The sequence below is a fragment of the Microbacterium sp. CJ77 genome (assembly GCF_002911615.1).
Lineage (GTDB): Bacteria > Actinomycetota > Actinomycetes > Actinomycetales > Microbacteriaceae > Microbacterium.
The window spans coordinates 23,497-37,184 of record NZ_PQBR01000001.1; the positions used below are offsets into that span (position 1 = coordinate 23,497).

At 67.4% G+C, this 13,688-nt stretch carries 12 protein-coding genes; 9 read left to right on the forward strand and 3 right to left on the reverse strand.

The features are described 5' to 3' along the window. Positions 1-353: 353 nt before the first annotated feature. From C2868_RS00110 to C2868_RS00155, 9 genes are read left to right on the forward strand one after another with little or no spacing between them, the layout of a single operon-like run. Positions 354-1,229, forward strand: a complete 876-nt coding sequence (locus C2868_RS00110) for a sulfurtransferase (protein WP_036298236.1) — start codon at positions 354-356, stop codon at positions 1,227-1,229. Further along, complete coding sequence (locus C2868_RS00115) at positions 1,226-2,371, forward strand: LLM class flavin-dependent oxidoreductase (RefSeq protein WP_051513433.1); 1,146 nt, start codon at positions 1,226-1,228, stop codon at positions 2,369-2,371. Before C2868_RS00110 ends, C2868_RS00115 begins: the two co-directional genes overlap by 4 nt. Continuing rightward, positions 2,368-3,531 carry an acyl-CoA dehydrogenase family protein gene (locus C2868_RS00120; RefSeq protein WP_051513435.1) on the forward strand — a complete coding sequence of 388 codons (1,164 nt, stop codon included), beginning with the start codon at positions 2,368-2,370 and terminating at the stop codon, positions 3,529-3,531. Before C2868_RS00115 ends, C2868_RS00120 begins: the two co-directional genes overlap by 4 nt. A gap of 25 nt (positions 3,532-3,556) precedes the next feature. Next, the gene (locus C2868_RS00125; RefSeq protein WP_100814172.1) at positions 3,557-5,215 is read left to right on the forward strand and encodes an ABC transporter substrate-binding protein; all 1,659 of its coding nucleotides are present in this window, start codon (positions 3,557-3,559) and stop codon (positions 5,213-5,215) included. A gap of 1 nt (position 5,216) precedes the next feature. Beyond that, the gene (locus C2868_RS00130) at positions 5,217-6,173 is read left to right on the forward strand and encodes an ABC transporter permease (RefSeq protein WP_100814171.1); all 957 of its coding nucleotides are present in this window, start codon (positions 5,217-5,219) and stop codon (positions 6,171-6,173) included. Continuing rightward, positions 6,170-7,081 carry an ABC transporter permease gene (locus C2868_RS00135; RefSeq protein ID WP_100814170.1) on the forward strand — a complete coding sequence of 304 codons (912 nt, stop codon included), beginning with the start codon at positions 6,170-6,172 and terminating at the stop codon, positions 7,079-7,081. Before C2868_RS00130 ends, C2868_RS00135 begins: the two co-directional genes overlap by 4 nt. Continuing rightward, positions 7,078-8,715 (forward strand): ABC transporter ATP-binding protein, encoded by a 1,638-nt coding sequence (locus C2868_RS00140; RefSeq protein WP_100814169.1) that lies wholly within the window; start codon positions 7,078-7,080, stop codon positions 8,713-8,715. The genes C2868_RS00135 and C2868_RS00140 overlap by 4 nt, the downstream gene beginning before the upstream one ends. After that, complete coding sequence (locus C2868_RS00150) at positions 8,712-9,719, forward strand: ketopantoate reductase family protein (RefSeq protein ID WP_051513699.1); 1,008 nt, start codon at positions 8,712-8,714, stop codon at positions 9,717-9,719. The genes C2868_RS00140 and C2868_RS00150 overlap by 4 nt, the downstream gene beginning before the upstream one ends. Continuing rightward, positions 9,716-11,059 carry an FAD-binding oxidoreductase gene (locus tag C2868_RS00155; RefSeq protein ID WP_219811443.1) on the forward strand — a complete coding sequence of 448 codons (1,344 nt, stop codon included), beginning with the start codon at positions 9,716-9,718 and terminating at the stop codon, positions 11,057-11,059. Before C2868_RS00150 ends, C2868_RS00155 begins: the two co-directional genes overlap by 4 nt. Before the next feature lie 11 nt (positions 11,060-11,070). On the opposite strand, the gene C2868_RS00160 is transcribed toward C2868_RS00155, so the two are convergent. The 3 genes from C2868_RS00160 to C2868_RS00170 form a co-directional block, all read right to left on the reverse strand. Continuing rightward, the gene (locus tag C2868_RS00160) at positions 11,071-11,424 is read right to left on the reverse strand and encodes a carboxymuconolactone decarboxylase family protein (protein ID WP_036299892.1); all 354 of its coding nucleotides are present in this window, start codon (positions 11,422-11,424) and stop codon (positions 11,071-11,073) included. A 103-nt stretch (positions 11,425-11,527) separates the two neighbouring features. Then, positions 11,528-12,565, reverse strand: a complete 1,038-nt coding sequence (locus C2868_RS00165; protein ID WP_103662747.1) for a methionine synthase — start codon at positions 12,563-12,565, stop codon at positions 11,528-11,530. A gap of 20 nt (positions 12,566-12,585) precedes the next feature. Further along, a complete protein-coding gene (locus C2868_RS00170; RefSeq protein WP_103662732.1) occupies positions 12,586-13,578 on the reverse strand; it encodes a putative oxygenase MesX in 993 nt (330 codons plus the stop codon). Positions 13,579-13,688 lie beyond the last annotated feature (110 nt).

Consider the following 13,688-nt stretch of genomic DNA (forward strand, 5'->3'; position numbering starts at 1 on the left):
AACTTTTATCCCAGGTGGAAAGGCGGAAATCGAACCGCGGCAGGTGCTGGAGAGTCCGGGATGGCTCGCGGCGTGAAACGTGCCGAAACAATCGGGACGTCGCGGCAACGCTCGGTCGACGGCGTCCCTAACCTGACCACACGACGTATCCAGCGCATCACCGCGAGAGGCATGACATGGAAAGCACGGGCATCTTCGCCGCCGCTTCGTCCGTGCGCTTCGTGCGTGTCGGGAGCTCGCTGGTCCGTCGAATGCGCATGATGCGCGGGTGTTGAGCACCTCCACCCGCTAGCCGTCCTGATCCGCCTCATCGGCGCTCGCCTGTCTGCTCTGCGCCCGTTCTTAGGAGAACCATGTCCGACATTCTCATCTCCGCTATTGAGCTCGCTGAGCTCCTCGCCTCCGGAGCCCCCCTGCGTGTGCTCGACGTCCGCTGGCGGCTCGATCGTCCGGACGGTCGCCCGGAATATCTCGCCGGGCACATCCCGGGCGCCGTGTATGTCGATCTCGACTCCGAGCTCGCGGAGCACGGCACGCCGCGCGATGGGCGGCACCCCCTCCCTGCGCTGGACCGGCTCGAGACCGCCGCCCGCGGTTGGGGACTGCGAACCGGCGACACGGTGGTGGTCTACGACGACCTGAAGTCGCTCTCAGCGGCCCGCGCCTGGTGGCTGCTCACCGACGCCGGTGTGTCCGACGTGCGAATCCTCGACGGGTCGCTGCGTGCCTGGACTGCGTCGGGCCGCACGCTCGAGCACGGCCTCGTCGACCCGCCGCGCGGCGACATCACCCTGACCCCCGGGCGACTGCCCCGGCTCACGATCGATCAGGCGGCGGCCCTCGGGCAGGACGGGGTTCTGCTCGATGTGCGCGCCGAGGAGCGGTACCGCGGAGATGCCGAACCCGTCGATCCGCGGGCGGGGCACATCCCGGGTGCCATCAACGTCCCCACGACCGTGAACGTGGGGCCGGATGGGCGGTTCCTCGACCCGGAAGAGCTTCGCGCGCGCTTCGCCCGGGCGGGTGCTCGACCGGACGCGCCGGTCGGCGTGTACTGCGGCTCGGGGGTCACGGCCTCCCACGCCTTCGTCGCTCTCACCCTGGCGGGATACGCCCCGCAGCTGTACCCCGGCTCGTGGAGCCAATGGTCCAACCACCCCGATCGCCCCGTCGCCGTCGGATCACACCCGGGCGCCGGTGCGCCCCTTGTCAAGGAGAACCAGTCATGACCGTCGAGTTCATCAGTGCCATCAACACCCGCCCGGGCGACGAGCTCAACCCGCTGAAGGGTGGCCGCCCGCTCGATCCCGCGTACGTGCGTCGCTATGCGCGTGTGCTCGAGGACGCGGGCTTCGACTACACCCTCGTTCCCTACGGCAGCTCGTCCGCGGACTCGTTCGTGGTGGCAACCGCTGTCGCGGCTGCTACCGAGAGGCTTGCCCCCATCGTTGCCGTGCGACCCAACACGGTCTACCCGACGGTTGCTGCGCAACAGCTGGCGACCCTGAGCCAGATCTCGGACGGTCGGGCCGTGGTGCACATCATCTCCGGGGGGAGCGATGCCGAGCAGGCGCGGCAGGGCGACTACCTCAGCAAGGACGAACGCTACGACCGTTCGGAAGAGTGGATCCGTATCGTCCGACGTGCGTGGACCGAGACCGGATCGTTCAGCCATGAGGGTCGCTACTACCGGTTCGACGATTTCGGCCCGGGGTTCGCCCCGTTTGCGCCCATCCCGATCTCGGTCGGAGGCTCATCGGATGCGGCCTACCGCGTCGGCGGTGCGGTGGGTGACATCTTCGGGCTGTGGGGGGAGCCCCTCGCCGACACGCGCGAGCAGATCGAGCGCGTCAACTCGGAGGCCGTCGCGGCGGGTCGCGCCGACAAGCCGCGCATCTGGGTGACGTTCCGCCCCATCGTCGCCGAGACGGACGAACTCGCGTGGGAGAAGGCGCATCGTCACGTTGCTCGTGTCGCCGAGACATATGCGAACGCCGGCCTCGTTCCCTTCCGCCACTACGACAGCGCGCGCCCGCAGAACGTCGGGTCACAGCGACTGCTCGACGCAGCGGCTCGCGGTGAGGTGCATGACCGGGCGCTCTGGACTAAGCCCGCCGAGGTGACGAACGCCGCCGGTGCCTCGACCGCGCTCGTCGGCAGCTACGAGACGGTCGCCGCGGCGATCCTCGACTATGTCGACCTCGGTGCCGACCTCATTTCGATCCGCGGGTACGACAACCTCAATGACGCGATCGACTACGGACGATACGTGCTGCCGCTCGTGCGCCAGGAGCTTGCGCACCGTGCCGCCACCGGAGTCCGCGGCGAGGTCGTCGCCCAGCCGCCCATCACGGAGGGGGTGCGCGCGTGAGCGCCGTGACGACAACCGGGCGCGCCCTCGGCGAGCCGCGCCTGACGCCGCTCGAGCTGAGCGCGCTGACCCGCACGCTCGCCGCACACGCGCCGAACCACGACCTCGACGGGTCATTCCCCTGGCCGGGGGTCGAGGCAGCGCACGACGCAGGCTTACTGACCGCGACGGTCGGGCGCCGATACGGGGGACGCGGGCTGTCGGCCCGCGAGGCCGTGGACGTCTACCTCGCGCTCGGCGAGGGTGACCCGTCCGTCGCGCTGCTCGTGGCGATGACGGCTGCACAGCACGCCGTGCAGGATGCGGCGCCGTTCTGGCCCGAGGACCTGTACGCGCGGGTGCTCGCCGAGTCCGCGGAGCGCCCGGTGCTGCTCAACGCCGTGCGGGCGGAACCCGAGCTCGGGGCTCCAGCCCGGGGCGGGCTGCCCGCAACGACGGCGCATCGAACATCCGGTGGCTGGTCCGTCTCGGGGCGGAAAGGGTTCGCGACGGGATCCGAGGGTCTGGCGTACCACTTGGTCTGGGTCGTCACCGACGAGGCCGAACCCCGCGTCGGGCATGTCATCGTCCCCGGCGATGACCCGCGGGTCACGGTCGTGCCGACCTGGGATCACCTCGGGATGCGGGCGAGCTCGACCCACGACGTCATCTACGACGGTGTCGAGGTTCCGTTCGAGAACTTCTCGGGTGCCCCCGTCGGCACGGTCCCGAACAACCCCACTCTGCCCGGCGCGTACTCGGTTGGCGTGCCCGCCCTCTACGTCGGGGTCGCGCGCGCCGCGCTCGCCGCGTTCGGCGAGTTCGCCCGCGAGCGGGTGCCGACCTCGCTCGGGCGTCCGATCGCGACACTGGAGCGCATCCAGTCCACGGCGGGTGAGGCATCCGCGCAGATCCGTACGGCCGAACTCGTCCTCGCCGCCGTCGCCGCTGATATCGACGCGGGACGCGCCAACCCGGCCGATCTCGGCCTGGTCAAGCTGATCACCTCGCGCGCCGCGATCAGCGCGGTCGAAACGCTCGTCGCCTCGATCGGCAACGCGGGGCTGACCCGGTCGCTGCCGTTCGAACGGCATCTGCGCGACGTTCTGTGCGCGCGCCCCCACCCACCCCAAGACGATGCGGCTCTCCTCGCGACGGGCCGCTCGATCCTTCAGTCCTGACGCAGCAGAAAGGCACGACCACACCATGAGTACTCATCGCCTCCGATGGCCGCTGATCGCCACCGCCACGGTATTCACCCTGGCCCTCACCGCCTGCGCGGGGGGACAGGCGGGCCCCGCCCCGACCACCGACGCAGAGCCTGTCGCCGGCGGCGAGCTGACGCTCGAGTTCTGGCCCGACAACGCAGCCTTCGCGTGCGTCGATCCGTTCCAGACCTACTGGATCGAGCACCGGCAGGTCATCCGCAATGTGGCCGACTCCCTGACCGACCAGGACCCCGAAACGGGTGAGCTCGTGCCGTGGCTCGCAACGGACTGGAGTGTCAGTGACGACGGCTTGACCTACACCTTCATCCTGCGCGACGGCGTGACGTTCTCGGATGGCACCCCGCTCAACGCTGCCGCCGTCGTGCGCACCTTCGAGAGCGCGCTCGAGACCATCCAGGCGGTACCGGGGGCCTATGGAGGTGTGTACGTCGCGGGTCTGGAGGCGGCGACCGCCGTCGACGACGACACCGTCGAGGTGTCTTTCTCGACCCCCAACTCGTCTTTCCTGCAGGGGACCTCCACAACCAACCTGGCCATCCTGGCCCCCTCGTCGTACGACGCGACGCCCGAGGAGCGGTGCCTCGGCAACGTGGTCGGCTCTGGCCCGTTCGTGCTCGACTCGTACCGACCGGGGGAGGGGATCGATCTGAGCAAGCGCGACGGGTACGACTGGGCCAGCGACCTGAACGACCACCAGGGCGAGGCGTATCTGGACGCGGTCCGCATCAATTACGTCGCTGAGGACAGCGTCCGCGTCGGCAATCTGGCGAGCGGGGCGAGCGACGTCGCGTGGCCACGCAACCCGTTCACCCCCGAGGATCGGACACTGCTTGGGTCCAGCGGCGCGACGGTCCAGTCGCGCCCTCTCCCCGGGGTGTCCCAGAGCCTGTTCGCGAACACCGCTGACGGGGCGATTCTCGCCGACCGCGCTGTGCGGCAGGCGTTGCAGAAGGCCATCGACCGCAAGACCTATGCGGCGACGATCTACGGCGCCGATTACCCCGTCGTCGAAGGTGCGTTCAATTCCACGACTCCGTTCTTCGAGCCGCAGACCGAGGCGCTCGCATACGACCCCGAGGGTGCCGCCGAGATCCTCGAGGATGCCGGCTGGGTGCTCGAGGACGGTGAGGACTATCGCGAGAAGGATGGTGAGACCCTCACGATCGTGCAGCCCATCACGGCCGAATCCCCGGGCGACGTGCTTCTCCAAGATCAGCTCAAGCAGGTCGGCATCAACTTCGAGCTGCGGGTCTACCAGGCCGCGGAGCGGGCATCGATCATCTCCAACGGCGACTACGACGTTCTCGTCACGTATTACACGCGGGCCGAGCCCTCTGTCATCCAGTGGATCATCGACGCCCGCTACGCGTCATCGAAGGCCTTCGCGAACGGCGTTGCGACCCCCGAAACCGCGGCCGAGATCCAATCGCTCTTCGACGAAGGGTTGACCGCGACGACTGCCGAGGGGCAGAAGGCGCCGTACGACGCGCTCCAGAAGGTCTTGGTCGATGAGGGAGTCACCTTCCCCATCTTCGAGCGCGTGCAGTACGCGGCGACGGCCCCAGGGGTGCACGGGTTCCGGTTCACCAGCGAGTCGTTCCTGTCGTACTACGACATCTGGAAGTCCGAGGAGTGACATGACGGGGTACGTGCTCCGACGGATCGGTCAGGCGGTCGTCGTTCTCTGGGCGGCGTATACCGTGACCTTCGTCATCCTTTACCTGCTCCCGAGCGACCCGGTTGCGCTGCAGTTGGCCGCCAACAACGTCGAGATCGATTCGCTCAGCCCGGAGCAGCGCGAGGCCGCCGCGGCGAGGCTTGGCCTCGATCGACCGGTGTGGGAGCAGTACCTCGGCATGCTCCTCGGAGCGCTTCGCGGCGACTTCGGGGTGTCGTTCGCCAAGCAGGTGCCGGTCGGCGAGTTGATCGCCGACCGGCTGCCGCCCACCGCGATCCTGAGCGCGTTCGCGGTACTCATCGCGCTCGTCTTCGGGGTCGCCCTCGCACTCTTCGCGACGTGGCTGCCGCGGGGACCTGTCGCCGCGATTCTTCGGCGCGTGCCGGCGGTGGGCGTCAGCGTCCCCGGGTTCTGGATCGGCCTCCTCCTCATCCAGGTCTTCGCGTTCACCCTCGGCTGGTTCCCTGCAATGGGAAACGAGGGGCCCGCCAGCTATGTTCTGCCGGCCATCACGATGGCCATTCCGACGTCGGCGGTGCTCGCCCAGGTGCTCATCCGCAGCTTCGACGACACCCTGAGCGAGCCTTACATCGCGACGGCTCGCGCCAAGGGACTCAGTCGCTGGTCGGTGCAGCTGCGACACGCGTTCCGCAACGCGGCGCTGCCGACGTTGACGATCTTGGGTTTGCTCGTCGGAGCGACGGTGACCGGGTCGATCGTCGTCGAAACAGTGTTCTCGCGTCACGGCCTGGGGCGGCTCGCGCAGGAGTCCGTGCTCGCGCAGGACGTGCCGGTCGTGCAAGCGATCGTCGTGCTTGCGGCAGGGGCGTTCGTCGTCGTCAACCTGATCGTGGACCTGCTTTACCCCTTGCTCGATCCCCGGATCAGCCATACCCCGAATGTGAGCCGCGCATGACAGTCACTGTGCTCGAGAGTCCGCCCACCACCGACTTTGACGCGGTCCCGAGCGGACCCGCGGCAGCCGCGCCCACCGCCTCGCTCGCTCGAACACGTCGACCTGTGGGTGCTCTGCCACGGCGATTCGGAGTGATCCTCGCCCTCGGAATCATCCTGTTCGCGGTTCTCTCGGCGGTCGTTCCGCAGCTTCTGGCAACCTACGACCCCACGGCCACCGCGCCGCTCGATCGGCTGCTGCCTCCCAGCCCAACGCACTGGTTCGGAACGGACGAACTCGGGCGAGATCTGTATTCGCGGGTCGTACACGGCTCTGCTCTGACGATCGCGGCCACAGCGCTGGCTGTCGGGCTGGCGCTCGTCGTCGGGCTGACTCTCGGTGTGCTTTCGGGATTCGTCGGCGGCCTCACTGATTCGATCGCGATGCGGATCGTGGATGTGTTCCTGGCGATCCCCGGGCTGCTCCTGGCGCTGGCGATCGTCACGGCCCTCGGGTTCGGAACCATCCCTGTCGCCATCGCGGTCGGGATCGGAATAGTGCCCGGCTTCGCGCGCACCACCCGTGCCGAAGTCCTTCGCGTGCGGACTCTCCCCTATATAGAGGCAGCGCGCGCGGGGGGTGCCTCCTGGACCCGCATCCTGATCACGCACATCCTCCCGAACTCGTGGGGGCCTGTGATGGTGCTTGCCGTGCTCGACATCGGTGTCGCCATCCTCGCGGTCGCGTCGCTCAGCTTTCTCGGGTTCGGCGCCGCGCCACCGGCCGCCGAGTGGGGAACTCTGATTGCGAACGGCCGAAACTATCTCGTTACCGCGCCGTGGGTCTCGCTGATCCCCGGTCTCTTTGTCGCCGTTGTGGTGCTTTCGCTCAATCACCTCTCCAAGACGCTCGAGGAGGTCCAGAGATGACGAGCTCGGTCGTCAAGATCCGTGATCTACGAGTCGAATATCGCCGCGACGGCCGTGTCACCCAGGCGGTGCGAGGTATCGACCTCGATATCGACAGGGGGGAGCGTGTCGCGATCGTCGGCGAATCCGGATCCGGAAAGAGCACCGTCGCGCTCGCGCTTCTCGGGCTGCTGCCTTCGTCGGGACACATTGTGGAAGGCTCCGCGCGTGTCGCCGACGTCGAACTCGCCGGGGCATCCGAACGGACCGCCCGCCGTATCCGGGGGCGTGTTGTGGGTCTTGTGCCGCAGGATCCGACGGTTTCGCTCAATCCGACGCAGCGGGTGGGTCACCAAGTGGGCGAAGCCGTCCGGCTACGTGGCGTCCCGCGGCCTCTCGTCGATGTCGCCGTCGTCGAAGCGCTCACGCAGGCGGGCATCGATGATCCGGTGACACGCGCCAGGCAGTACCCCCACCAGCTCTCCGGCGGCCTGCGGCAGCGCGTGCTGATCGCCATTGCCCTTGCGGGAGATCCCGATGTGCTCGTGGCGGACGAACCGACGAGCGCGCTCGACGTCACCGTGCAGAAGCAGATCCTGGATCATCTGGACGCCCTCGTCCGCGAGAGGGGGATCGCGCTCGCGATCATCACGCATGACCTCGGGGTCGCGGCAGACCGCGCGGACCGGGTGATCGTCATGCAACATGGCGAGGTCGTCGAGCAGGGCCCCGCCCTCGATGTACTGGCCGCGCCGCGGCACCCCTACACTCGGCGCCTCGTGGCCGCCGCTCCGGGCCTGTCCGCAGCGGTTGCGCCACAACGAGCGGTCGCCGAGACACCCGTCATCGTGCGCTGGGAGGGTGTCACGAAGGACTTCTCCCTTCCCCGTGGATCGATCGAGCCGACCGTGCGAGCGGTGGACAACGTGACGCTCGCGGCCCACGCCGGACAGACGCTCGCGATCGTGGGTGAGTCGGGGTCGGGCAAGACGACCCTCTTGCGGATCGCGCTCGGACTGGAGCTGCCCACGACGGGACGAGTGGTCTTTGCCGAACAAGATCTGACGGCGCTGGATTGGCGCGCCGCACGGCCACTTCGTCGGCGGTTCCAACTCGTGCAGCAGAATCCGTTTGCCGCGCTGGACCCCCGATTCAGCGTCGGACGCTCGATCGCCGAGCCGCTCACGTCCTTCCGAATCGGCAGTCGCGCCGAGCGCCGCGCGCGGGTGGCGGATCTCATCGATCTGGTGGGACTGCCGAGGGATGCAGCAACCCGGCGCCCTGCAGAACTGTCTGGCGGGCAACGCCAACGCGTCGCGATCGCCCGCGCGCTCGCGATCCAACCCGAACTGATCTATCTCGACGAGCCCGTCTCGGCTCTCGATGTTTCGGTCCAGGACCAGATCCTTCGCCTGCTCGCGCGACTCCAGGAGGACCTCGGTGTGGGCTACGTGCTCGTTTCCCACGACCTCGGGGTCGTAGCGCAGGTGGCGCACACGGTCGCGGTCGTTCAACGCGGACGCGTCGTGGAGACCGGAGCCGCCGCCGCCGTCCTCGGTGCGCCCCAGCACCAGTACACGAAGGCGCTCCTCAGCGCCGTGCCCGGCGCGCGTCTGAGATCGGATTTTGCGTCGAGAGAGGTCGTCATCCCGTGAGTCGTTACATCGTGGTGGGGGCGGGGGCCATCGGAGGCCTTCTCGCGGCCCAGTGGACTCTCGCCGGTGTGCACTCGATACTTCTCGCGCGAGGGGTGACATTCGACGCGATCAGCGAGCGCGGAATCCGGGTGCGTCGTCCTCACGGCGACGACCTCATCCGTGTGAACGTGGTCGAAGATATTCAGGCCGCCGCTCCGACCTCGTCCGACACGATCGTGCTGGCGGTGAAGGCGCAAGATGCCGAGGCTGCCGTGGCCGCAATCGCCTGGGTTCCGCTCGCCGACGAGCGCGGTGTTGTCGCCGATTTGCCGATCTTGACGCTGCAGAACGGACTCTGGGCCGAAGGCGTCGCGCTACGTCGCTTCGACACGGTTCTCGGCGTCTCGCTCGGCATACCGGCAAGCCACCTCGAACCGGGCGTCATCGTCTCACCCGCGTACCCGGTGATCGGGGCTGCCTGGATCGGCGGCTATCCCCGTTCGCTTCCCGGCGATGAAGAGCGACATCGAGCAGCCCTGGCTCAGGCGGGATTCGCGACCGCGGTCGAACCTAACATCGCCGCGGCCAAGCGACGCAAGCTGATCGCGAATCTGCGGAATGTCGTGGATGTCTTCGCCGCCTCTCGCGACGAAGCCGAACGCGCCGAGGCGGCGCTCGTCGAGGAGGCGCGATCGATCTTCGAGGCCGCGGGGCTCGCCGTCGCGCCGCCTCCCATCGATGACGTACGACTTTCCATCGGGGATGTCCCGGGCCACACGCCCGGTCGGCTCTCGACGTGGCAGAGCTTCGCTCGCCGCACCAGCAACGAGGTGGACTTTCTGAGCGGCGAGATCACCCGTATCGCTCGATCGATCGGCGCCGAGGCGCCCCTGAACGCCGCCGTCGCGCGAACTCTCGGCGCGCTCGGCGCCCGCGGTGGAGGCCCCGACGAGATCGCTTTGCCGATCGAGTTCGACTACGACCTTCTCGTCGGCGCGCGCGAGAGCCAGAGGGGGCGGTGAGCCGGGACGTGATCTTCGACATCTACGACGACCCGGGAGTGCTCCTCGCGGCATCGGTAGATCGATCCGGATGGCCCGAAGCGGTCGCGCCTCGCGGTGTCGTCCAGCCCCGCTCGGTCGAGGGCGTTCGCGCGGTGCTCGCGTGGGCCAACCAAACCCGTACAGCCATCGTCCCCCGGGGCGCGGGAAGTGGGCTCGCGGGCGGCGCGGTCGGAGTAGCCGATGCCGTCGTGCTCGACCTCTCCGGGCTCGACCGCATCATCTCGATCGACCCGAACGAACAACTCGCGCGTGTCGAGGCGGGAGTGATAACCGCCGATCTCGATGCGGCGGCCGGCGCCCACGGGCTCATGTATGCGCCCGATCCCGGAAGCGTCGGAATCTCCACGATCGGCGGCAATGTCGCCACGAACGCTGGCGGACTGCGTGGCGCGAAGTACGGAGTGACCCGCGATCACGTTCTGGCGCTCGACGTCGTGCTGGCCGATGGCACACTGATCCACACGGGCCGCGACACGATCAAGGGCGTCACGGGCTACGACCTCGTGGGATTGTTCACCGGGTCGGAAGGCACCCTGGGAGTCGTCGTCGGGGCTACGCTTCGGCTGCTTCCCCGTCCCGCGCGGACAGCGACAGCTTCGGCCTTTTTCGACAACATCGAGCTCGCGGCCCGGGGCATCACAGCGATTACTCGCTCCGGGGCACGTCCCGCGGTCCTCGAGATCATGGACGGGGCTACCCTGGCCGCTATCGACGCATTGGAAGGAACCGATCTGCGCTCACGGGGCGGGGCGCTCCTGATCGCACAGACCGACGGATTCGGTGCAGAGGAAGAACTCGACGTCGTCACCGCCGCACTCGATGGTGCCGCATCCCGGATCGAGATAGCTGTCGATCAGGCCGACGCCGATCGCTTGCTCTTCGCCCGTCGACGCGCACTCCCCGCGCTCGAAGCGATCGGGCGACCGCTGATCGAAGACATTGCGGTGCCGCGGTCGCGCCTTGCGGAAGCGGTGCGAAGGATCGGAATGATCGCGGCGGAGGAGGGGGTGCGCATCTTCGTCTTCGGGCACGCCGGCGACGGCAATCTGCATCCGATCATCGTCACCGAACACGCGCCGGCGGGGGCGCCTGTTCCCTCGCTCGCGCAGGCCGCCGCCGACCGAATCTTCGCGTTGGCGCTGGAGCTCGGCGGCACGATCACCGCCGAGCACGGCGTCGGTCGACTCAAGCGCGCGTGGGCGGCCCGAGAGCTCGGACCCGAAGTGCTTTCGCTCCAACGGAGCATCCGTGCGGTGCTCGACCCGCGCGGAATCCTGAACCCGGGATCCAGCCTCTAGCAAGGGCTCTGTCAGTGGCTGTGAGCGGCGGATGAGCCCTCCGCCAGCTTGAAGGCCAGGCGACCATGCGCAAACCCGCCACCGGCGCGGATCGCGGTTGCTACCCACGCCGCTTCGGCAAGCTCGCCCTGGGTTGCACCCGCATGAACGGCCTTTTGTGCATGAGCGTCGATGCAATACGCGCACTGCGTCGTGATGCCCACGGCGAGAGCGATCAGCTCGCGATACTTCAGCGGGATCTCGCGCCCTTCAGCCGCGAAAACGGCTCCGTCAAAGTCAACCCATGCCTTGAGGATGTCGGGGGTTTCGGCCTTGTACACGCGCGTGTAGGCGCGGTCGGCCTCACGATCAAAGAAGTCGGTCATGAGGCAAAGCTAGGCCGAGAGCTCACCGACAAGCCTGCCGATTACGCACCGTGACGCGCGTATGACGCGAGATGTCGGCGGACGCCTCCAGAAGTGCCGCGAGCTAGATCCCGCTTCCCGCGAGCTCCGCGCGAACGATGTCCGCACCCGCCGTCAGCGCGTTCAGCTTCCCCAGGGCCACGTCGCGAGATAGCGGCGCCATGCCGCAGTTCGTGCTCGGGATGAGCTTGTCCGCGTCGACGAACGTGAGAGCCTTCCGGAGGGTGTCGGCGACGTCATCCGCGGTCTCGATCGTCTCGCTCGCCACGTCGATGGCGCCGAGCATGACCTTCTTGCCACGGATCAGCTCCATGAGGTCCAGCGGGACGCGGGAATTCTGGGATTCCAGCGAGATGACGTCGATACTCGAGCGCCGCAAGAGCGGGAACGACCTCTCGTACTGTCGCCATTCCGACCCGAGGGTCGCCTTCCAATCGGTGTTGGCCTTGATGCCGTAGCCGTAGCAGATGTGCACGACGGTCTCGGCGCGCAGTCCTTCAGCGGCCCGCTCCAGCGCCGCGATTCCCCACTCCTCCATTTCGTCGAAGAAGACGTTGAACGACGGCTCATCGAACTGGATGATGTCGACGCCCGCGGCCTCGAGGTCTTTCGCTTCTTGGTTGAGGATTGTTGCGAACTCCCATGCCAGCTTTTCGCGGCTCGTGTAGTGGGCGTTGTAGAGGGTGTCGATCATCGTCATCGGGCCCGGGAGTGCCCACTTGATCGGCTGATCGGTCTGCTGACGCAAGAACTTTGCGTCGTCGACAAACACGGGCTTTTCGCGGCTCACGGCACCGACGACGGTCGGCACGCTCGCGTCGTATCGATTGCGGATGCGTACGGTCTCGCGCTTCTCGAAGTCAACCCCGTCGAGGTGCTCAATGAAGGTCGTGACGAAGTGCTGTCGGGTCTGTTCGCCATCACTGATGATGTCGATGCCGTTGCGGCGCTGTTCCTGCACCGCGATCCGCAGTGCGTCGTGCTTGCCCTCGACCAACGCTTCGCCCTGCAGCTGCCACGGAGACCAGAGGGTTTCGGGTTCTGCGAGCCAGGAAGGCTTCGGCAGGCTGCCGACGATGGAGGTGGGCAAGAGCGTGTGCATGATCGATGACTTTCCGGTGCTCATGAGACGGGCGCGGGCGAGAGGGCGACCCACTGTTCCAGCGCGTGCTTGTGCGGCTTCACGAAGTGCTCTTCCGCGTACTTCCCCTGCGTGATCGCGAGTTGGCTGCGTTCGACGCGGTCGTAGGCGATCGGTGTCCGCGAGTAGTCGTGGTGGTCGAGGGTCGGTCGGTAGACGCGCCCGGCGGCGGAGTTCGCGTTGTAGATCTCGGGTCGATAGATCTTCTGGAACGTCTCCATCGTGCTGATCGTGCCGGCCAGTTGCAGGTCGGAGTAGTCGCTGACCAGGTCGCCGCGGAAGTAGAACGCCAGCGGCGCCGCGGAGCCCAGGGGCATGAAGTATCGGACCTGCAGCCCCATCTTCGCGAAGTACTCATCGGTTAACGAGAACGCGTCTTGGCTGTACTCGACACCGAGAACCGGATGCTGGATGTCGGTGCGGCGATACGTCTTCGTCGTCGAAACGCTGATGCAGATCACGGGCGCCGCCCGGAACCGTTCCTGATAGGCGGGGGAGTCGAGGAACCGCTGGAACAGCTTGCCGTGCAGGTCGCCGAAGTCGTCCGGCACGATGAGCCCGGTCGCCCCTTCGTTCACCGCCGGGAGCAGCACGCTGAAGTCGTAGTCGCGCAGGTAGGACGAGAAGTTGTTGCCGATGATCCCGAGGTGGCGCTCACCCGTCCATCGGTCGACGATCTGGACGTCGAGGACCTCGAGCACCGGAAACTCCCGATCTTCGCTGTCGTCGGCGAACTGCAAGGCCACCGAGACGATCTCGAGTTCGAGGCTGTAGCGGTCGCCGTTCGGGTTGTCCTCGTGTGCGAGGTCGTTGAATCGCTGGTCGATCATCGCCAGGGCATTGCGGAGGTTCTGTCGCCGGTTCGCGCCCCGGGCCAGGTTGGCGAAGTTCGTGGTGATGCGGGATGTGTCGGAGGGCGCGTAGTTCTCGTCGAAGCGGGTGGTCGTGATGCTGAACGTGATGTCGTTCGCCATGAGTGGCCAATCGTGTGGCTGATCGGCCGGATATCGGCCGTGCGGACGTCGATGCATTAATCGTGCGGTCGGCGTGCGCATATCGAGAAACTCGCCGCAGCTATGCATCC